The following is a 19,853-nucleotide window of genomic DNA, read 5'->3' on the forward strand; positions in this document are numbered from 1 at the left end:
ATATGACAAAGAAACTTGTATCTTCCGTTGCGGCTGGCGCGCTTCTCGTGGGCGTTACCTTCGCCCCGACAAGTTTCGCGCAGCAGACAACGACCCCGCCCCCGGCCGACCCTGCGGCGCCTACGCAGATGCAGCCGGGCGGCACCACACCGCCTGCTACAGAGCCTCCAGCCGATCAGGCACAGACTCCTCCTCCCGCTGGGGAAAAACCCGCCGATACGGCAGCCGCTAAATCGGACTATCTGACCGAACAGGCAGACGATCAGATCGCCACCAGCACCTATGTAGGCCAAGCGGTTTACAATGCTGCCGATGAAAGCATCGGCGAAATCAACGATCTGATCATCAAGAAGGACGGCGGTGTCGAAGCGGCAGTGATCGGTGTCGGCGGCTTCCTCGGTATCGGCGAGAAGAACGTGGCGGTCCCGTTCGACCGGATCGAGATCTCCGAGCAGGCCGACACGGCAGCGTTGAAACTGACGACGACCGAGACGGCCGACACACTGAAGGCAGCGCCGGAGTTCAAGACGAAGGCGCAGATGATGGCCGAACGTCAGGCCGCGCAGCCGGTTGACCAATCGACGACCTCGTCGACGGGTACGACGCCGGCAACGCCGACACAGCCGGCACCTCAGCAGTAAGCTGAGTCAGTAAGCTGAGTGCGGAGCGGGACATCCCGCCCCCAGGCCTGAAAAGCGGCGCGATGCGCCGCTTTTCCACTGCATGATTCCTTAGAATTGGAATCGATTTAAGGAAAAAATCATGCAGCAATTCAAAGTGTTTCAGCGACCTTTGCGCGCCCAATTGGACGCGCGGCGCTGTAGTGGCCTCAAACAGAATGACCTCAGAACAGGACGCCGTATCTCAGTGCATCGTAGATGCCCGCATGGATATTGCGGCTCGCCACCGCATCGCCGATCCGAAACAGGTCGAACGTCCCTTCGGGATTGTGCACGGCAAGCGGGTTTTCGCGACGGATGAGAGCCTTGTAGTCGACTGCGCCAAGGTTGCGGGACAGTGGCTTGAGCTCGAGATAGAGGTCGGCCATCGGCACCGTGCCATGCTCGACGACCACCTGCGCCACGCGACGCTCGATCAAAGCGGTTTCCGAAAAATCCGAACACAAGGTCGCAACCAGCGAATTGCCGTCGCGTCTTACCGATTTCAGCCGCGTGTTGATCGTAACCCGCACATTCTTCTCGGCGAAGATCTTTGCATAGGGAACGTGGTTCATGCCGCCGATCTCCGGCGCGAACATGCGCTCGGGCGAAACGATTTCAAGTTCGATGCCGGTTCTGGCTATCAGTTCGGCAGCGGTCATGCCGCTGTGTGCGCCGTTGTCGTCGAATAGAAGGACTGGCCCCTCGGGTTTGACCGCGCCGGCGATGATATCCCAGCTCGAAACGACCAGGTCGTCGCCTGCTTCAAGCGTGGGGTTCTGGGCGATGCCGCCGGTGGCGACGACGACGAGATCCGGCTCCCGTGCCAACACGTCCTCCACCCCGGCAAAGACATTGTAATGGATCGGGACGCCGAGCCGCTCGAGTTCGGAAAGCCGCCAGTCGACAATGCCGATCATTTCCTTGCGACGCGGGTTGCGTGCGGCAAGCAGGATCTGGCCGCCGGCTTCGCTGGTTGCCTCCAAAAGCTCGACCGAGTGACCACGCTCGGCGAGCACGCGCGCCGCCTCGAGGCCGGCGGGTCCCGCCCCGACGACAACCGCCCGCCGGCGGGGGCCGTGGCTTTTCGAGATGACGTGCGGCACGATCGCTTCGCGCCCGGTCGCCGCGTTGTGGATACAGAGCGCACCTCCGCCTTCATAGATGCGATCGAGACAGTAGGTCGCGCCGACGCAGGGCCGGATCTCGGCCTCTCGCCCCTCTTCGATCTTCCTGACGATATACGGATCGGCGATGTGGGCACGCGTCATGCCGACCATATCGAGCTTGCCCTCGGCGATCGCATGCCGCGCCGTCGCCACATCGGCGATGCGGGCGGCATGGAAGACCGGAAACTTTGTCGCTGCCCGGACTTCTCCGGCGAAGTCGAGATGCGGCGAGGCGGCCATGCCCTGGATCGGGATCACCTTGGTCAGCGGCGCATCGTGCTCGATATGGCCGCGAATGATGTTCAGGAAGTCGATCTTGCCGGAACCGGCGAGCCGCTTTGCAATCTCCACACCTTCTTCCTTCGAAAGGCCCTTATCCCAGTCCTCGTCAGCGACCATGCGCGTGCCGACGATGAAATCCGGGCCAACTGCCTTGCGCACGGCGTCAACCACCAGATTCATGAAGCGCAGGCGATTGTCGAGCGAGCCGCCATATTCGTCGTCACGATGATTGGTGGCTGGCGACCAGAAGCTGTCGATCAGATGGCCGTAGGCCTCGATTTCGATACCATCGAGACCGGCGGCCTGCATGCGGCTGGCGGCCGCCGCATAGTCGCTCACGATCCGCTCGATGTCCCACTCCTCGATTTCCTTCGGAAAAGACCGGTGCGCCGGCTCGCGGACGGGAGAGGCGCTGAGCACCGGCAACCAGTCCCCCTTGTTCCAGCTCGTGCGGCGGCCGAGATGGGTCAACTGGATCATGACGGCGGTGCCGTGCTCATGACAGTCGTCGGCGATCTTCTTGAGCCATGGCACGATTTCATCGGCGTAGGCGTAGAGATTGCCGAAGGCCGGTGGAGAGTCCTCGGAAACGATCGCCGAGCCGGCCGTCATCGTCAGCGCGATACCCCCCTTGGCCTTTTCCAGATGATAGAGCCGATAGCGGTCCTTCGGCATGCCGTCTTCCGAATAGGCCGGCTCATGGGCGGTCGACATGATCCGGTTTTTGAGAATCAGATGCTTGAGACGGTAGGGCTGAAGCAGAGGATCTTTCGAGAGGGTCATCCAACGGTCCTTCGGGCCTTCGCGCTGTCAGTACCAAGCGTCGGGCATGCTGTTCTTTCGTCTGGCGACATAGTCCACCAGAGCCTCGTCGATTGCTAGATCGAGAGGCGGCGCTTCATATTCGTCCAGCGTCTTTTTCCAGCTTCGGTTGGCGCGCACCGCCATGTCCGTCTCGCCCTGCTCGACCCACTTCTCGAACGGTTCGTTGTCGGAAAGCGCACTGTCCCAGAAAGCGGTCTGATAGTTGCGCATCGTGTGGTCGCAACCAAGGAAATGACTGCCGGGCCCCACTTGCAGGAACGCATCCATCGCAAGCGCGTTGTCGTCGACGACAACGCCGGCGAGATAGGAATGGAGCGCCCCGCAGAAATCGGTGTCCATCACGAACTTCTCGTAGGACATGGCGAGCAGCCCATCGACGAATCCGGCCGAATGCAGGATGAAATTGGCGCCGCAATGGACTGCGGACATCATCGACATGACGCCTTCCTGCATCGCCTGCGCATCCGGCCGCTTCGAATTGGAAAAGTTGCCGGCACAGCGCAGCGGCAAGCCCAGCCGGCGGGCGAGCTGACCGACAACCATGCTGCCGATCGCCGGTTCCGGCGTCCCGAAAGTGGGCGAGCCGGAGCGAAGCGACATCGACGAAAGGAAGTTGCCGAAGATCACCGGCGCGCCCTTTCGTTCGAGTTGCGTCAGCGCACAGCCGGCGAGCGTTTCGGCATAGGACTGGGCGATGGCGCCGGCATTGGTGACGGGCCCCATGGCCCCGCCCAGGATGAACGGCACGATGACCGCCGCCTGATTGGCGCGCGCATAGGCGCGCAACGATTTCGTCATCGTCCCGTCCCAGACGAGCGGCGAATTGACGTTGACGTTGCCGAGGATGACGCAGTTCTTATCGACGAAATCGGTGCCGAAGAGAATGCGCGCCATTTCAATCGAATCCTCGGCACGCTCCTCGGCCGTGATCGAGCCCATGAAAGCGCGGTCGGAGTATTTGATGTGGCTGTAGACCATATCGAAGTGGCGCTTGTTGACAGGCACGTCGACCGGCTCGCAGATCGTTCCGCCGGAATGGTGCAGCCAAGGACTCGATTGGGCGAGCTTGATCAGGTTGCGGAAGTCCTCGATCGTGCCGTAGCGCCTGCCCTTGTCCAGATCCATGACGAAGGGAGAACCGTAGGCCGGGGAAAAGACGACGTTGCGGCCACCTATCTCGACGCTACGGGCGGGATTGCGGGCGTACTGGGTGAATTGCGCCGGCGCCGACCGAACGACCTCGTTCAGCATCCCGGGTTCAAAGGTGACGCGAACTCCGTCGATCTTGGCGCCGGCGCGCTTCCAGTGATCAAGTGCCACGGCATCGTCGCGAAACTCGATCCCGACTTCGGCAAGGATGCGATCCGCGGTCCGCTCGATGCGCTGCAGGCTTTCCTCGCCAAGAATATCGTAGGTCGGTATGTTGCGGACGATATAGGGAACGCCGAGATTGCCGCCCCCTTCCCGTCGCTGCGCTCTCGCGCCGCGTGTTCTGCGAGGCGCCCCAACCGTTGCTGCCGACGTCGATTCCATTGCAACCTCCCATCATTTTTGATGATGCTAGTGACGATCGAGATCGTTGTAACGGTGGAAAAATTTGACGCATGCTATAAGCTCCACTTATGGAAAATCTGCGCCGCCTCCTTCCGTCCGCTGCCAGCCTCATCGTTTTCGAGGCGGCCGGCCGCCATCAGAACTTCACCCGTGCCGCTAACGAGCTCGGGATGACGCAAGCAGCCGTATCCTACGCTATCCGGGGTCTCGAAGACCAACTTGGCGTGCCGCTGTTTCACCGTGCGCACCGGGCAGTCGAATTGACGGAGGCCGGCGAGAAATTCCATGCGGACGTCTCGGTCGGCCTGTCGCGGATCCAGAAATCAGCCGAAGACATTCGCTCGAAGGGCCGCGAGACGAATGTTACCCTCGCGGCTTCGACCGCTTTCGCCTCGATGTGGATGCTTCCACGGCTGAACCGGCTGCGCGAAGACTTGCCGGAAATCGATCTTCGCATCCAGACCAGCGTGCGCGATCTCGACCTCGACGAAGAGCCGATCCCCCTCGGCATCCGTGGCGGTGATCCCAGTCACTGGCCACGCTATCATGCCGCTCTTCTGGCCGAGGAAGTGGTCAATGCCGTCGCGACGCCCGCCTATATCGAGGCGCACGGTCTGCCGGAGACGCCGGCTGACCTGTTGCGACACAATCTCATCCATCTCGAGGAGCCCGTCCGACGGGCCTGCGACTGGACGGAGTGGTTCGCGAGTGCGGGCCTTTCCTATCCGGTCCAGGGACGACGGCTTGCGATCAACGACTACGTGCTCGTGATCCAGGCGGTGCTTGCCGGCGAAGGGATCGCACTCGGCTGGAAGCACTTGATCGAGCGGCAGGTCCGCTCCGGTGCGCTTGTTCCGGTGGGCGGACACGTCTTGAAGACCGGACACGCATTCTACGTTGTCTGGCCGCGATCGCGCGAGCTCAACAGTCAGGCTCGGCGCATCAGGGATTGGCTTTTGGATGAGGGATCGCGTGACCGTTCCGAAGCGACCAGAGCGCCGCGCGTTTAAGTGAACGCGCAAAGGTCGCTCTAACACTTTGATCCTAGAGCATCTTATCCGCTTTCAATGCCATTGAAAGCGGGATGCTCTACTGCATGTTGCCTTTAATCGTTGCCGATTAAAGGACAAAAACATGCAGCAATTCAAAGTGCTACAGCGTCCTTGCGCGTCTGATAAGACGCGCGGCGCTGTAGGAGCCGATGAAGGCAACCGTCAGCGGGATGCCGCGACATAGCGATCCGAAAGATAACGCATCGTCGCAACGGCGTCCGCCGGCTTGCCGTAGAAATAGCCCTGCCCCATGCCGCAGCCGAGCGCCTTCAACTTCAGAGCTTCGGCGAAATCCTCGATGCCTTCGGCGACGACCTCGAGCTCCAGTCCCTCGCACATCGAAACGATGGCCTTGATGATATGCTCCGATGCCCGATCGGCGGAGATGCGGGAAACGAAGGCGCGATCGATCTTCACCTTGTCGAAGGAAAAATCGCGCAAGCGGCCGAGGCTCGATTGCCCTGTGCCAAAATCGTCGAGCGACACGCGCACGCCCGCCGCTCGCAGTTCGGAAACGATCTTCTGCGCCACATCCGCATCCGCCATGACCGCTGTCTCGGTAATCTCGAGTTCCAGGCGACGGGGATCGAGCCCGACCTGGCTGATGATCGACAGCAGGCGCGAGCTGGTCGCCGGATCCATCAACTGTGCCGAGGACAGGTTGAAGGAAAGAAAGAGTTCCTTCGGCCAGGACAGCGCAGCCTGTGCCGCCTTGCGCAGCAACGTTTCCGCCAGCGACTCGATGAAACCGCGCTCTTCGGCAAGCGGCACGAAGATCGAGGGCGAGACGTAACCGAGATCCGCATCGCACCATCTTGCCAGTGCTTCGAAGCCGACGACCGTATCGCTGCGAAGATCGACGATGGGCTGGAAATGCACATCGACCTGGTCGGCGATGATCGCGTTGCGCAACGCCTGTTCGATCTGCGTGGCGCGCTTCATTTCCTGGGCGATCTCCTGCGAATAGACCGTGATCTGGCCACGCCCGCGCCGCTTCGACCGATAAAGTGCGGTGTCGGCGCTCTTCAGCAGGTCTTCAAAGCTATCGCCCGCGAAGGGGTAGACCGCGAAGCCGAAGGAGGCAGAGAGCCGCACGTTGCGGTCGCCAAGATCGAAGGGAGCCGACAGCACTTCCTTCAGCACCCGACCCAGCTTTTCCGCGCCCTTGCGCTCAAAGATCAGCGGCAGGACGAAGGCAAACTCGTCGTCCGTGGTGCGCGTCACGGTCGCACCTTCCGGAACGCAGGCTTTCAGACGGTGCGCGACCTGGCGGAGGATCTGATCGCCGGCCTCCGGCCCGAACAGGTCGTTGATCGGCTTGAATCCATCGAGATTGGCAAGGCCAATGGTGAACGGCGCCGGGTCGCTCGCGCGTTCCGCGGCAAGTTCACAGACCGTTCGGCGCAAATGCCGGCCATTGCCCAAACCGGTCAGTTCATCAAGAAGCGTCATCGAGTGTGGCACCTCGATGACTTCATGACCCGCGACCTGCCTCCACATCATAGCCGCAAGCTCCCGCCGCCGACTACAGCGCCGCGCGTCCTATCAGACGCGCAAAGACGCTGTAGCACTTTGAATTGCTGCATGTTTTTATCCTTAAAACGGCTACGATTTAAGGAAACATGCAGTAGCGCAAGCATTGCGAAACAGCCGTGACGCGGCGGCTCTCGCCGGTGGAGACGGTTCTCTCGCATCGGGGGAGCTAGGGGCTGGGCGGCTGGACGAAGCGCATACATTGCTGCGAGGCTCTACACTTTCTGGCAGTTCAACGCAGACGATGACAATCGGGAGTTAACAATCCCATAGCGGCTCGCTATCAAATCTACCGCCAGCCTCCCCAATTCTAGTGAATTGACAAGAATCAAGCGTTAGCCGGCTGCACGCATGTTCCCCACCGGCATGTATTTTCTGAGCACTGCCTCGATCATGTCCGGGCTGACCGGCTTCATGATGTGGTCATCCATTCCAGACGCTTCGCATTGCCTAAGGTCGATGTCGAGCGCCTGCGCCGTCACCGCGATGATCGGTGTCCGCCGCCCCGTCCCTTTTTCGGCGTCACGGATAGCGACTGCGGCGTCGAAGCCATTCATGATCGGCATCGATATGTCCATGAGGACCAGGGCCGGCTGAAGTTCGTGCCAGAGCTCCACTGCCTCCTTGCCATTCGCGGCGATCCTGTGCGAAACCCCGAGCCCCTCCAGTATCTGGGCGAAGACGAACTGATTGATCTGATTGTCCTCGGCGACCAGCACCTCGATATCTGGCACATGCGTTTCAGGCGCTGCGTCGCCCTCGAAGGAGATCCCCCAGTCCGCCTGCGAAAGCGACGACCGCGGCTGCGGACGCTCGGCGCAAACGCGAAAGATCCCCGCAAGTAGGTTGCCGGCATCGATATCGGCGGAGACCTTGAGGGTGGGGCTCGCATGCCAGCCGGCCAGGACCCGCTCGACGTCCGGGAATGCACCGTCGAGCACCAGGATATCGAGCTTTACCCCGGAATTTTCGGCAGCGGATGCGAACGCCTCGAGCTCGTTGATGTTGCGCACGGCACAGGCGTCGAGGCCGGAACCGCGCAGACGAGCCACAAGCCGTTCCTCCGCGTCTCGATCGCCTGTCGCAAGCAGCACGCGCAGTCCGCGCGCTGGCAAGGTCTCGATCATCGATCCCGCCTCGACCAACTGCTGAACATTCAACGCACGGAAGGGATCGTAGAAATTCTGGGCCGGCGCAAAGATGCTGTAGTCGAGGATCTGAAGGCCGCTGCTGCCCGTGTTGTCGCTCGTACCGTGATACCAGGCCGCGATATCGGTGACGTCGTTCATGCAGGTCACCACAAAATGACGGCCAGGCATGCCGATGCGATATTTGCGGGTGACCACCCAGAGATCGCTGCCGTCGGCGCGAACGATGTGTTCCGCCTCCGAGTGTGGCTTGCCGGTTTCGAGCACCGATCGATCCGACTGTTCGAACCGCTCCGCCAGTTCGGCATCGACAAGGTCCCACGCGGAGCGCCCGAGAATCGCCTCCTGAGAAAGCTCATGGATCGTGCAGAACGCCTTGTTGACGGCGATGTAGTTGAGGTTTCGATCTTTGACGCAGATCGGATTGGGCTGCGCGTCGAGGATTTCTTCCGTCAATTCCACGCGTTCGAGGTCGGTCTGAAGCTGTTCATCGCGCTTTTTCTGTTCTGAAACATCAGTGACGCACAACATGCCGATACCGCTCGACAGCCGGCGCTTGCGCAATGAGACCCAGCGTGTGCGGCCGGCCCGCTCGACACTCTCGTAGCGCTCGCGCCAATGAAGCGCCATGTGTTCGGCGATCCAGTCTTCCCTGTTCGCTCGGCGGCGGCTGTTTTCGGGCAAAGTCCCGGGACGCACACCGGTATCGTAGACGGCACCCAGGAAGTCGCGGAGCCGAGTGCCGGGCGTCAACAGGCGGGCAGGAACCGGAAAGAACTGCAGGATCGAGGGGCTGGCGAACAGGATCGTATCGTCTCGACCGCAGACGAGCAAAGCGAGGCCAAGCGCGTCGCAACTCGACTCGAGAATGATCCTGTTGATGTCTGCGCCGCCCGACGCCACATCGCTCATCACGCTGTCCTCATTTCGCCGTCTGCATTTCCTTGAACCGGATGCAGCAATCTTAAGTTTCACAGCGGCCCTTGCGTGTCTGAAAAGACCCGCGGCGCCGGCGCGGCGGTTTCATTCCGGGACATGCTGGCTGGCCTCGGAAGGCCTCTCTTCGGGCGGAATGCGTGACGGCGTCCAGCAACGCCGCAGAGCTCCAAAGACAAAACCCGTGCTCATTCAGGTTGTTGTGGAAAATCGCAGCAGAACGTTAAGGGGGAATTAAATCACGGTCTCATTTTTCCGGGGGCCCATCGCCGCAGGACCGCTTTCTCCGTGGCAGATCAACCGCAGACACCCCCTTTCCCTCGCGCGGCGAATCCGGGAAAATGAGTCATGATCATCAAGCAACTCTCAGAAACGCTCATTAACCAGATTGCCGCCGGTGAGGTCATCGAGCGGCCCGCCAGTGCTGCCAAGGAACTGATCGAAAATGCGCTCGACGCGGGCGCGACAAGGATCGAGATTGCGACCGCCGGAGGTGGCAAGACGCTGCTCAGGGTGACGGACAACGGCAGCGGCATGTCGCCCGCCGATCTCGCCCTGGCGGTACAGCGCCATTGCACCTCCAAGATCAGCAACAGCCTCACCGATATCCGCACCCTTGGCTTTCGCGGCGAGGCCCTGCCTTCGATCGGATCGGTCGCGCGCCTTTCGATCACGACGCGAACGATCGGCGCCAATGAGGGCGCGGCGATCGCAATCGCAGGCGGGAAGACCGAAGCCGTGCGTCCGTCACCTGCCAATGTCGGCACCGTTGTCGAGGTGCGCGATCTCTTCTTCGCGACCCCCGCGCGGCTGAAATTCATGAAATCGGAAAAGGCCGAGGCTGCCGCGATTTCCGAAGTCGTCCGTCGCATGGCGATCGCCTTCCCCAAAGTGCGCTTCGTGCTCTCGGGCTCCGACCGCTCGACCCTGGAGTTTCCGGCCACCGGCGAAGACCGGCTGGCGCGAATGGCGCAAGTGCTCGGCAAGGATTTCCGCGACAATGCGATTGAAATCGACGCCGAACGGGAGGACGCCCGGCTTACTGGCTTTGCCGGCGTGCCGACCTTCAATCGCGGCAACTCGCTTCAACAATATGTCTTCGTCAACGGCCGCCCCGTGCAGGACAAGCTCATTCTGTCTGCCATCCGCGCCGCCTATGCCGAGACCATCCCGCACGGGCGCTACCCGGTTGCCGTCCTGTCGATCGAACTCGACCCGGCACTCGTCGATGTCAATGTCCATCCGGCGAAGTCGGACGTCCGGTTTCGCGATCCGGGCCTGATCCGGGGACTGCTCATCGGCGCGATCCGCGAGGCGCTCGCGCGCGACGGAGACCGCGCGGCGACAACCGGGGCCAGCGGGATGATGCGCGCTTTCAGGCCGGAGATGCAGAGGCCGCCGCAACCCTGGACGCCTGCGGCCTCGCCCTATCGGCCGATGCATTTCGACCAGACTGCGAACGGCTTCGCAGAGACAACGCAGCGTGCCTTTGCGGAATTCTCACAGCCTTCGGCACGCTCGGCAGTTCCACCCGAAGAACCGCGCGTTTCTGACGTAACTGCTCCATCCTTTCCGCTTGGCGCTGCGCGTGCGCAGCTCCACGAGAACTACATCGTCGCGCAGACGGACGATGGCCTCGTCATCGTCGACCAGCACGCCGCGCACGAACGCCTCGTCTTCGAGACGATGCGGTCGGCGCTGCATTCCCGCCCAGTGCCGGCGCAGACCCTGCTCATCCCAGAGATCGTCGATCTTCCCGAGGACGACTGCGACCGGCTGATGGCGCATGCGGAGGAATTCGCCCGCCTCGGCCTCGCGATCGAACGCTTCGGGCCGGGGGCGATCGCCGTGCGCGAGACACCGGCAATGCTTGGCGAAATGGATGCTGCCGGCCTGGTGCGCCACCTCGCCGACGAGCTTGCGGAATGGGATACGGCGAACGGCCTTGCGGGGCGGCTTGAATATCTCGCCGCGACAATGGCTTGCCACGGCTCGGTCCGCTCGGGCCGCCGGATGCGGACGGAGGAGATGAACGCACTGCTTCGCCAGATGGAAGCGACACCTGGCTCGGGCCAGTGCAATCATGGCCGGCCAACCTATATCGAGCTGAAGCTCTCGGATATCGAACGGCTCTTCGGTCGCAGCTGACGAGCGATCGACTTTCCGCCAGCGACCTTTGCGCGTCTGATAAGACGCGCGGCGCTGTAGTGTCTTTGCCGACACTGGAGTTTTGCCGGGCACTGGGATAGACCAAGAAAGCAATCGAATTCAAAAGGCAGACACAGGCAATGATGAACCGCTTTGAAGGAAGTTCCTCGCGCGAGGCGAAGATCCGCTATCTCGATGGCGACTTCCAGATCGTGCTTGCCGGATCACATGTCGTCTGTGCCATGACAGGCAAAGCGATCCCCGTGGACGAATTGCGCTACTGGAGCGTCGCCCGGCAGGAGCCCTATGTCGACGCCGCCGCCTCCCTCGAAGCGGAAAAGCGCGCCGGTGCGCTTCCCAACCAGCGGCGTTGAATTCGTTAACGACCCCGTCGCAGCGTGACTGCTTTGGCCTCCCGCAGCTTACGCGCCCGCGCGGCGGCAAGCGTCCGGTCGATGATTTTGCCGGGCACCGACGGATCGTCGAAGCGCACGTCGATTTCGATCACCTTGCTCTTGGCCGCCAGTTCTCCTGCCCGGCCATGTCCGGGTTCGAGGCGGACCATGTCCTTCGATGTGGTGACCAGCGTATAGCCCTGGCTCGCGGCGCGATCGAGCAGGTCGGTAATTTCATCGTCGGAGAAGTGGTGATGATCGGGAAAGCTCCGCGTCTCCTCGATGATCGCACCCGTCTCGCGCACGGTCCGGAAAAACTTCTCCGGATCGGCGATACCGGCCCAGGCAAGAACCTTGACACCTGTGAGCTGACCGTCGTCGATCCGGATGGTTTCCGCGGCGTAGACGGGCTTGCCCGCCCGTGCGGCCCGGCGGACCAGAGGGTCGGCCGCTGATCCGCTGCCGATCTTGAGGAGCGCTGTGGCGTGGCGAAGCTGGTCGCCGATTGGTGCGCGAACCGGTCCCGAGGGGACTAGGTGACCATTGCCGATGCCTCGCCCGGAATCGACCACAAGCAAGGCGAAGTCGAACGCAAGCCGCGCGCTCTGGAAGCCGTCGTCCATGATGATGATGTCCGCGCCTTCGGCAGCGAGTTTGCGTGCACCCTCGACACGGCGGCGGCAGACGACGGTCAAGGCTTCGCGGGCGAGCAACAGCGGCTCGTCGCCGACGTCGCGGGCACGGTGGTGATGCGGATCGACGATCGTTGTGACGTCCAGCGAGCCGCCATAGCCGCGGCTCAAGAAGCCCGGCTTCAGCCCCTTCGCCTTGGCGGCGCGTGCAAGCGCGATAGCGGTCGGCGTCTTTCCGGCTCCACCGACTGTGAAGTTGCCGACGCAGATGAGCGGCACCGGCGCCGATGCGCGGCGGGCTCGATCCATGCGCATTCCGGCGATGCGGCCGTAAACCCAGGAAAACGGCCAAAGCGCATAGGCGCGCCAATCGGCCTTGGTCCACCAGAACGGTGGCGCTTCTGAAACCATCCTGCCTAATCTGCCTCCACGACCTGCCTGCCCCCAAACCGGCCAGGAACGCTGCCCCTACAGCGCCGCGCGTCCAAAAGGCGCGCAAAGGTCGCTGTAGCACTTTGAATTGCTGCCTGTTTAATCCTCAAATCGGCTTCGACATAAGGAAACGTGCAGTAGCTCCGCGCCGCCGCGCTGGACTGAACGACGCGACGGACAAAAGACGTCAGAACTGGAAAAAAGGCAAGACGGCCGGTGCCTACTGCATGTTTTCTCAAATCGTAGCCGATTTAAGAATAAAAACATGCAGCAATTCAAAGTGCTACAGCGGCCTTTGCGCGTCTAACTAGACGCGCGGCGCTGTAGACCTACAGCACCGCCTCCAGCTCCGTTATGTCGGCCAGGCAATGGTCCGAGGCCGCGGCAAGCGATTGGCGCGAGCCGGTGCCTGTCAGAACCGCGACCGTCAGACCGACGCCGGCACTACGCCCCATATGCATGTCGTGATTGTTGTCGCCGACGACCGCCACCTGATGCGGCTCCAGCCCCGTCGCAGCGCAGAATGCCAACACCATGCCCGGCTCCGGCTTGACGCCATGGCCGCTGTCATAGCCGGCAACGTAGTGCAGGTAACTATCGAAGCCGAAGCGCCTGGCGGTTTCCCGGATCGACCGTTCGTTGTCGCTCGAGGCGACACCGAGACGATAGCCTTTCGCGTGAAGACCGGCAAAGAAGACGCCGAGATCGGTCACCGGAACGGCATAGTCGGCGGACTGCGCAAAAAGGCTGTCGAAGAGCGTCGTCAATTCCTCGACCGAAAAGGGCGCGCCGGCGCCAACCATGGCGGTGGCGATTTCCACCGTATTGCCGGCGGCGAGCAGGCTGTCGGGTGCAACATAGCCGCTGTCCGGGTCCATTCCACCCGCCTGAAGCAGCACCCTCGCGAGCGCCTCGTCGCCCTTCGCGGCGATGCGCGCCAATTCGTAGTTCACCGGAACCCAGCTCTTCACGTAGTCGAGAAGCGTCCCGTCCTTGTCGAACAAGATGCCGACGATGGTTTTCGATGCAACCATGATCCGATCCGCAAATTGACGCTTCAGCCTTCGACGCGCGGCTCCAGCCGCGCCTTCACGACCAGCGGGTTGATATAGGGCTCGAGCCCCTTGATCGTCGCTGTCAGCGCGCCACGCATCTGTTGCACGCTTTCGAGACCGGCGTCGATCATCGAGCGACGCATGTCGTCGTTGCCGAGCAGATAGTTGACGCCCTTGGCCAGCATCTCGACATCGCGCACGATCTTGGCGCTGCCGTTCTTGGCAAGCATCTGATAGGTGTCGCGGAAATTCTGGACATTGCCGCCGGAAAGCACCGCACAGCCGAGCATGGCCGGCTCCAGCGGATTCTGCCCGCCTTCGGCAAAGAGCGAGCGACCGACGAAGGCCACCTCGGTCAGGCGCAGATAGAGACCCATTTCGCCGATCGTGTCGCCGAGGAAAATGTCGACGTCGGGCGTCAGCGGGTCGTTGCGCGTCCGCCGCGCGACCTTCAATCCCTTGGCGACCAGTGCTGCCTCGATCGCTTCGCATCGCTCCGGGTGGCGTGGCACGATGATCGTCAGGAGACCCGTCCTGTCCTTCAGCGCACCATGAACGGTCGCCGCGGCATTCTCCTCGCCCTCGAAGGTCGAGATCGCCGCCCAGGTCTTACGCGTGCCGATCTGCTGGCGATACTCCTTGAGCGCCTTCGGATCATGAGGCGGGGCGTCGGTGTCGACCTTGAGATTGCCGGAGACCATGACCGGGAGCGCGCCGAGTGTGCGAAAGCGTTCGGCGTCCACGTCGGATTGCGCGATCACGAGCGCCAGATTCTCGAAGAGCGCCTCGGCGAGCGAGGGCCGTTTTTTCCATCGCGCGAAGGTCCGGTCCGATAGACGGCCGTTTACCAGGACCTGCGGAATGTGCCGGCTGCCGAGTTCGACGATCGTCATCGGCCAGATCTCCGACTCCGCAATGATCGCCAGGTCCGGCTCCCAATAATCGAGGAAGCGGCTTACAGCCGGCTTGAAATCGAGCGGCACATATTGGTGAACGACGGCAGAGCCCAGTCGCTCAGCGGCCACTCGCGCCGACGTCGTCGTACCTGTGGTCAGCACCACGGCAATGCCGCGGCGGCGGATTTCCTTGATCAGCGGTGTGACGGCCGCGGTTTCCCCGACGCTGGCTGCGTGGAACCAGACAAGCGGCCCTTGCGGGCGCGGCGCACTCGCGTAGCCGTATCGCTCGCGGCGGCGTGTAGGATCCTCCTTGCCTTTCGCCGCGCGTATGGCGAGGTAGGACCAGACCAGGGGATAGATCGCCGTCCCGATCCAGCGATAGCTGGAAAGCGCGAGCCGTGCACGAAGACTGCTCATGAAACCGCGCCTTCGCCTATGTGCAACCTGACACAGATGTCATGCACAGCCTGAGCGGAGGCGCGTTGCGTGTGTCCCAACGACACCGACATCAATCATTTTCCGGGTCGAGCAGACGATGCATATGAACGATGAAATAGCGCATATGGGCGTTGTCGACCGTCATCTGCGCCTTGGCCTTCCAGGCGGCATGAGCGCTTTCGTAATCGGGAAAGATGCCAACGATATCCAGCTTGTCCAGGTCGCGAAATTCGACATTCTTAAGCGTCGTCAGTTCGCCGCCGAAGACAAGATGCAAACGTTGCTTTTTCACGGAGTCTTGAGCCATCGTAGTTCCATTTTTTCTTGAAGGGTGTTGATTTGCGGCATTCGCCTCCAAAGGTCAATGGGGCTCCAGCGGGCGGGAGGCAGCCAACAAGGCCGGCAGCGCCGGCTTCGAAGCTGCGCCAAGAATGCCGTGCGTGACAATGGGGCGATTATAGGTCAAAGGCAGGCCGTCGAGCCCGCAGAGCGCACCGCCCGCCCGCGCAAGGATGAGGTCGGCGGCGGCAAGATCCCAGTCGTGCGAGTTCCTTTTCACGATCGTTCCGTCGATCCGTCCATCCGCGATCATAGCCAACCGGTAGGCAAGCGACGGCACATGCGGAACGCGCACGATTTCTTCGCGATAGGGCGACGCCAGCTTGCCGACCAGATCCTCGGCCATCGCGACCTTTAGCGTCTCCTGACGCTCGGGCACGCGCACAGCGATCGCGGCGCCGTTCTTTAGCGCCGCGCCGTCGCGGGTCGCCTGAAAGATCTCGCCGAGCGCCGGCGCATAGAGCGCGGCCGCAACGGGCTGGCCCCGATGGACGACGGCGACGCTCACACACCAAAGATCACGGCCGGCGATGAAGGCACGCGTTCCATCGATGGGATCGACCACGAACACGCTCTCCCGGGAGAGACGGCTTTCGTCATCATCGGTCTCCTCGGAAAGCCAGCCATAGTCGGGTCGCGCACCAAGCAACCTTGTCTTGAGGATGTCGTTGGCGGCGAGGTCCGCTTCGCTCACCGGAGAACGGCCCTCGTTCTTCCAGCGGACGTCAAAGGTCTTGCGAAAATATCCGAGCGCCGTGTCGCCTGCGGCGATCGCCGCAGCGAGGATCAGCTCAAGGTCCTCGCTCCAGGCAGGCGCGAGCGGTCGGGCTGTTTCTGACATTCAACTCCATACGCGCGAGACCGACCCGCGCGCCTCAATGTTGGCGGGACACGCCGCCACAGCGCCGCGCGTCTTATCAGACGCGCAAAAGTTGCTGCAGCACTTTGAATTGCTGCATGTCCTTAAATCGGGATCGATTTAAGGACATGCGGTAGCGATCAGGTTCCGGCGAGCGTCATGCCTTCGATGGCAAGGGTCGGCGCGGCGATGCCGAATTTCCTGTCGATATCATCGGCAGGCGTCAGGGCCATGAACATCTGCTTGAGATTGGAAGCAATCGTTACCTCGGACACGGGGAAGGTGATTTCGCCGTTCTCGATCCAGAAACCTGAAGCGCCGCGGCTATATTCCCCCGTCACCATGTTCACGCCCTGGCCGATGAGCTCGGTGACGTAAAAACCCGTTCCGACGCTCTTTATCAGATCGTCGCGCGAGATCGTTCCGGGTTCGAGGGCGAGATTGGTCGAGGCGGGATTGACCGTGGGGCCGCCGCGAACGCCGCGTCCATTGGTTTCAAGCCCCAGTTCCTTGGCCGCCGAGGTCGACAGGAACCAGTGCTGCAGCACGCCGTCCTCGACCATCGACAGTTTCGAACCGCTCACCCCCTCGCCATCGAAGGGGCGTGACGAGGCGCCGCGGACGATCAGCGGATCATCGGTCACCTCAATGCCGGCCTTCATGATCTGCTTGCCCATCATGTCGCGCAGGAAGCTCGTCTTGCGTGCCACTGATGCGCCGTTGATCGCACCGGCCAGATGACCGACGAAACCGCGCGCAATGCGCGGGTCGAAGACGACGGTGACGTTCTTTGCGGTCGGGACCTGGCGCGGGTTCAGGCGTGCGACCGCCCGTTCGCCTGCGACACGGCCAATGTCCTCGGCCGTTCGCAAATCATCGAAATAGAGGCTACTGTCGAAATCGTAGTCGCGCTCCATCTTCGTGCCCTCGCCGGCGATGGCGCTGACGGAGCGGCCGAAGCGGGTTGCCATGTAGGATCCCGAGAAGCCATGCGAGGTGGCCAGAACGAGTCCGCCCATACCGGCCGAGGCACCGGCACCGCTTGAGTTGGTGACGCCGGACACGGCAAGGGCCGCCTCCTCGGCGGCAAGCGCAGCCTCCGTCAGCATTTCGGTCGACACTTCGCTGCCATCAAACAGATCGAGATCCAGGTAGGAGGTCGCAAGCCGGTCGGAATCCGCAAGCGACGCGTACGGATCCTCGGGTGAAGCCTTGGCCATAGCGACCGCGCGCTCGGCAAGCACCTTCAGATCGAAACCAGGATTGGCCGAGACGCTTGCAACCCGGCGCCCGACGAAAACCCTGAGCGAAAAATCATCGCTTTCGGAGGCCTCCGTCGCTTCGACCTTGCCAAGGCGGACAGAAACGGATCGGGAGCGGCCGCGTACGACGACCGCATCCGCCGCGTCCGCGCCTGCCCGGCGCGCGAGTTCGACGAGCTCGGCGGCTTGCTTCTCCAGAGCAGCGGAATCGATCATCTCAGACATGATTTGGCCTTTCATTCCTGCCCCATTTATTGTGCACTGAACCATGCATCAAGGGTATCTTCGTGATTCCCGTCCCAGCATCCAAATGATATTCGGCAGAAAGCCCTGCGTGCGGGGCCTGCGGCAGCCGTGACAGCGAGAGCATCGAGCATGCAAACGACATCGTTTCTCTATACCCAGGCGCTAATGCTGCTCGGCGGCGCCGTGCTTGCGGCACCGATCTTCAAGCGCCTGGGGCTCGGCACGATTCTCGGCTATCTCGCAGCCGGTATCCTGATCGGCCCGGTCGCGCAATCAATTACCGAGGGCGAGGAGATCCTGCACGTTTCGGAACTCGGAGTCGTGTTCCTGCTCTTCGTCATCGGTCTTGAATTGAAGCCATCGCGCCTGTGGCAAATGCGGCGCGATATCTTCGGGCTGGGTGCGGCACAGGTTGTCGTGACCGGTCTCGCTTTGTCCCTGCTGATCTCGTTCGCCGGCCTTCTCGAATGGCGGGGCAGCATCATTGCCGGTTTCGGGCTTGCGCTGTCGTCGACGGCCTTTGCAATGCAGATCCTCGACGAAAGCAACGATACCAATACGCGCTACGGCCAGCGCGCCTTCTCCATCCTGCTGCTGCAGGATCTGGCGATCGTTCCGCTGCTCGCCCTGATCCCGTTAATGGCAGCGCAGGCACCGGAAGACGCGACGACGCCGTTTCAGGACTTCGCGATTGCGGTCAGCGCCGTCGCCATCCTCTTCTTCGCCGGTCGTTATCTGCTCAATCCGCTCTTCCAGGTGATCGCCCGCACTGGAGCGCGGGATGTCATGATCGCGGCCGCCCTTCTCGTCGTTATGGGCGCGGCGACATTGATGCAGCTTGCCGGCCTTTCCATGGCCATGGGTGCCTTTCTCGCTGGCGTGCTTTTGGCGGAATCGTCCTATCGCCACGAACTCGAAGCCGACATCGAGCCCTTTCGCGGCATCCTGCAGGCGCTGTTCTTCATGGCCGTCGGCCTATCGCTGGAACTCGACGTCATCGTCGAAAACTATCTCTTGATCATCGTCGCGGTGCCGTTGCTGATGCTGGTCAAGAGCCTCGCGCTCTACTGGCTTTGCCGGATGACCGGCTCGCGCCATAACGACGCGCTGCGCATCGGCCTGCTTCTGCCCCAGGGCGGCGAATTCGGCTTCGTGCTTTTCACGGCGGCGGCCGCGGCGGGGGTTTTTTCACAGGGAACCTCGTCGCTGCTCGTCGCCATCGTGACGCTGTCGATGGCGCTGACACCTGTTGCAGCCATGCTCTCGAAGCGCCTGATGCACGAGCAGGACGAGATGGCGGACGAGATTGAGGAGGACTTCGAAGGCGCTGGCGCCGATGTGCTGATGATCGGCTTCTCGCGTTTCGCACAGATTGCCGCACAGATCCTGCTCGCCGGCGGCCGCGACGTGACTATCATCGATCACTCCGCCGCGCGTGTGCGCCAGGCCGCAACCTTTGGCTTCCGCATCTATTTCGGCGACGGCACCCGGCTCGACGTGCTTAGAGCCGCCGGCATCGAGCGCGCCAAGATCGTCGCGGTCTGCACGCAGAAGAAGGAAACGACGGACAGGATCATCAATCTCGTCCAGGCCGAGTACCCGAACGCCCGCATCTTCGCCCGTTCCTACGACCGGCTGCACACGCTGGAATTGCGCGCGAAGGGCGTCGACTACGAGTTGCGCGAGACCTTCGAATCCGGCCTGCTCTTCGGTCGCAAGACGCTGGAAGCGCTGGGCGTGGGCGACGACGAAGCAATCGCCATCATGGACGATATCCGCCGTCGTGACGAAGCGCGGCTCGTTCTGCAGGAGGCCGAGGGAATCACCGCGGGCCGCGATATGCTGCACTCGCGACCCGTCCGGCCGGAGCCGTTGGTCAAGCCGAAGCGCGAGGTGAATCACACGGCCGACACGGAGGAGCGGATCCTGCCGAGCCTTCCGGCCGAAGATCGCCAGCAGAAGGACGAGACCTTGGCGCAGACCGACTGAC

The 19,853-nt window shown here is 62.1% G+C and carries 15 protein-coding genes; 5 read left to right on the forward strand and 10 right to left on the reverse strand.

The window, feature by feature from the left end; translation table 11 throughout:
- The first annotated feature begins 2 nt into the window (after nucleotides 1–2).
- A complete protein-coding gene (locus PZN02_RS01900; RefSeq protein WP_280659956.1) occupies nucleotides 3–641 on the forward strand; it encodes a PRC-barrel domain-containing protein in 639 nt (212 codons plus the stop codon).
- Nucleotides 642–844: 203 nt separating this feature from the next.
- Here PZN02_RS01900 and PZN02_RS01905 read toward each other — a convergent pair whose 3' ends face one another.
- Nucleotides 845–2,893 (reverse strand): NADH:flavin oxidoreductase, encoded by a 2,049-nt coding sequence (locus PZN02_RS01905; protein WP_280659957.1) that lies wholly within the window; start codon nucleotides 2,891–2,893, stop codon nucleotides 845–847.
- 27 nt (nucleotides 2,894–2,920) lie between these two features.
- On the reverse strand, nucleotides 2,921–4,468 hold the full coding sequence (locus PZN02_RS01910; RefSeq protein WP_280659958.1) for a trimethylamine methyltransferase family protein: 1,548 nt from the start codon (nucleotides 4,466–4,468) through the stop codon (nucleotides 2,921–2,923).
- An 89-nt stretch (nucleotides 4,469–4,557) separates the two neighbouring features.
- On the opposite strand from PZN02_RS01910, the gene PZN02_RS01915 reads away from it, so the two are divergent.
- On the forward strand, nucleotides 4,558–5,499 hold the full coding sequence (locus PZN02_RS01915; protein WP_280659959.1) for a LysR substrate-binding domain-containing protein: 942 nt from the start codon (nucleotides 4,558–4,560) through the stop codon (nucleotides 5,497–5,499).
- A 204-nt stretch (nucleotides 5,500–5,703) separates the two neighbouring features.
- On the opposite strand, the gene PZN02_RS01920 is transcribed toward PZN02_RS01915, so the two are convergent.
- Together PZN02_RS01920 and PZN02_RS01925 are read right to left on the reverse strand one after the other, a co-directional pair.
- On the reverse strand, nucleotides 5,704–7,041 hold the full coding sequence (locus tag PZN02_RS01920; protein WP_280661356.1) for a putative bifunctional diguanylate cyclase/phosphodiesterase: 1,338 nt from the start codon (nucleotides 7,039–7,041) through the stop codon (nucleotides 5,704–5,706).
- 368 nt (nucleotides 7,042–7,409) lie between these two features.
- Nucleotides 7,410–9,134: a response regulator gene (locus PZN02_RS01925; protein WP_280659960.1), complete on the reverse strand. Its 1,725-nt coding sequence runs from the start codon at nucleotides 9,132–9,134 to the stop codon at nucleotides 7,410–7,412.
- Nucleotides 9,135–9,506: 372 nt separating this feature from the next.
- Between PZN02_RS01925 and mutL the strand changes: the two genes are divergently transcribed.
- Together mutL and PZN02_RS01935 are read left to right on the forward strand one after the other, a co-directional pair.
- The gene (mutL, locus tag PZN02_RS01930; protein ID WP_280659961.1) at nucleotides 9,507–11,306 is read left to right on the forward strand and encodes a DNA mismatch repair endonuclease MutL; all 1,800 of its coding nucleotides are present in this window, start codon (nucleotides 9,507–9,509) and stop codon (nucleotides 11,304–11,306) included.
- Between the two features lie 140 nt (nucleotides 11,307–11,446).
- Nucleotides 11,447–11,680: a DUF2093 domain-containing protein gene (locus PZN02_RS01935; RefSeq protein WP_136507310.1), complete on the forward strand. Its 234-nt coding sequence runs from the start codon at nucleotides 11,447–11,449 to the stop codon at nucleotides 11,678–11,680.
- Nucleotides 11,681–11,685: 5 nt separating this feature from the next.
- Here the strand turns inward: PZN02_RS01935 and lpxK are convergent, their stop codons facing one another.
- The 6 genes from lpxK to PZN02_RS01965 form a co-directional block, all read right to left on the reverse strand.
- Nucleotides 11,686–12,744, reverse strand: coding sequence for a tetraacyldisaccharide 4'-kinase (gene lpxK, locus PZN02_RS01940; protein WP_280659962.1), 1,059 nt, complete (start codon nucleotides 12,742–12,744; stop codon nucleotides 11,686–11,688).
- 350 nt (nucleotides 12,745–13,094) lie between these two features.
- Complete coding sequence (locus tag PZN02_RS01945; protein ID WP_280659963.1) at nucleotides 13,095–13,799, reverse strand: HAD family hydrolase; 705 nt, start codon at nucleotides 13,797–13,799, stop codon at nucleotides 13,095–13,097.
- A gap of 23 nt (nucleotides 13,800–13,822) precedes the next feature.
- Nucleotides 13,823–15,136, reverse strand: coding sequence for a lipid IV(A) 3-deoxy-D-manno-octulosonic acid transferase (gene waaA / locus PZN02_RS01950; RefSeq protein WP_280659964.1), 1,314 nt, complete (start codon nucleotides 15,134–15,136; stop codon nucleotides 13,823–13,825).
- A gap of 91 nt (nucleotides 15,137–15,227) precedes the next feature.
- On the reverse strand, nucleotides 15,228–15,464 hold the full coding sequence (locus tag PZN02_RS01955) for a DUF4170 domain-containing protein (protein ID WP_280659965.1): 237 nt from the start codon (nucleotides 15,462–15,464) through the stop codon (nucleotides 15,228–15,230).
- Nucleotides 15,465–15,518: 54 nt separating this feature from the next.
- On the reverse strand, nucleotides 15,519–16,337 hold the full coding sequence (locus PZN02_RS01960; protein WP_280659966.1) for a 3'(2'),5'-bisphosphate nucleotidase CysQ: 819 nt from the start codon (nucleotides 16,335–16,337) through the stop codon (nucleotides 15,519–15,521).
- Between the two features lie 158 nt (nucleotides 16,338–16,495).
- Nucleotides 16,496–17,842 carry a TldD/PmbA family protein gene (locus PZN02_RS01965; RefSeq protein WP_280659967.1) on the reverse strand — a complete coding sequence of 449 codons (1,347 nt, stop codon included), beginning with the start codon at nucleotides 17,840–17,842 and terminating at the stop codon, nucleotides 16,496–16,498.
- A gap of 150 nt (nucleotides 17,843–17,992) precedes the next feature.
- Here PZN02_RS01965 and PZN02_RS01970 point away from each other — a divergent pair, with 150 nt between their 5' ends.
- Nucleotides 17,993–19,852, forward strand: a complete 1,860-nt coding sequence (locus PZN02_RS01970; RefSeq protein ID WP_280659968.1) for a monovalent cation:proton antiporter-2 (CPA2) family protein — start codon at nucleotides 17,993–17,995, stop codon at nucleotides 19,850–19,852.
- Nucleotide 19,853: the final 1 nt, after the last annotated feature.

Origin of the sequence: Sinorhizobium garamanticum, from assembly GCF_029892065.1 — a bacterium.
Taxonomy (GTDB): domain Bacteria; phylum Pseudomonadota; class Alphaproteobacteria; order Rhizobiales; family Rhizobiaceae; genus Sinorhizobium; species Sinorhizobium garamanticum.

What these genes read in the sequence shown, in the direction of transcription:
- PZN02_RS01900 (WP_280659956.1), top strand. Translation starts at nt 3, where the DNA reads ATGACAAAGAAACTTGTATCTTCCGTTGCGGCTGGCGCGCTTCTCGTG.
- PZN02_RS01905 (WP_280659957.1), bottom strand. Translation starts at nt 2,893, where the DNA reads ATGACCCTCTCGAAAGATCCTCTGCTTCAGCCCTACCGTCTCAAGCAT.
- PZN02_RS01910 (WP_280659958.1), bottom strand. Translation starts at nt 4,468, where the DNA reads ATGGAATCGACGTCGGCAGCAACGGTTGGGGCGCCTCGCAGAACACGC.
- PZN02_RS01915 (WP_280659959.1), top strand. Translation starts at nt 4,558, where the DNA reads ATGGAAAATCTGCGCCGCCTCCTTCCGTCCGCTGCCAGCCTCATCGTT.
- PZN02_RS01920 (WP_280661356.1), bottom strand. Translation starts at nt 7,041, where the DNA reads ATGTGGAGGCAGGTCGCGGGTCATGAAGTCATCGAGGTGCCACACTCG.
- PZN02_RS01925 (WP_280659960.1), bottom strand. Translation starts at nt 9,134, where the DNA reads ATGAGCGATGTGGCGTCGGGCGGCGCAGACATCAACAGGATCATTCTC.
- mutL (WP_280659961.1), top strand. Translation starts at nt 9,507, where the DNA reads ATGATCATCAAGCAACTCTCAGAAACGCTCATTAACCAGATTGCCGCC.
- PZN02_RS01935 (WP_136507310.1), top strand. Translation starts at nt 11,447, where the DNA reads ATGATGAACCGCTTTGAAGGAAGTTCCTCGCGCGAGGCGAAGATCCGC.
- lpxK (WP_280659962.1), bottom strand. Translation starts at nt 12,744, where the DNA reads ATGGTTTCAGAAGCGCCACCGTTCTGGTGGACCAAGGCCGATTGGCGC.
- PZN02_RS01945 (WP_280659963.1), bottom strand. Translation starts at nt 13,799, where the DNA reads ATGGTTGCATCGAAAACCATCGTCGGCATCTTGTTCGACAAGGACGGG.
- waaA (WP_280659964.1), bottom strand. Translation starts at nt 15,136, where the DNA reads ATGAGCAGTCTTCGTGCACGGCTCGCGCTTTCCAGCTATCGCTGGATC.
- PZN02_RS01955 (WP_280659965.1), bottom strand. Translation starts at nt 15,464, where the DNA reads ATGGCTCAAGACTCCGTGAAAAAGCAACGTTTGCATCTTGTCTTCGGC.
- PZN02_RS01960 (WP_280659966.1), bottom strand. Translation starts at nt 16,337, where the DNA reads ATGTCAGAAACAGCCCGACCGCTCGCGCCTGCCTGGAGCGAGGACCTT.
- PZN02_RS01965 (WP_280659967.1), bottom strand. Translation starts at nt 17,842, where the DNA reads ATGTCTGAGATGATCGATTCCGCTGCTCTGGAGAAGCAAGCCGCCGAG.
- PZN02_RS01970 (WP_280659968.1), top strand. Translation starts at nt 17,993, where the DNA reads ATGCAAACGACATCGTTTCTCTATACCCAGGCGCTAATGCTGCTCGGC.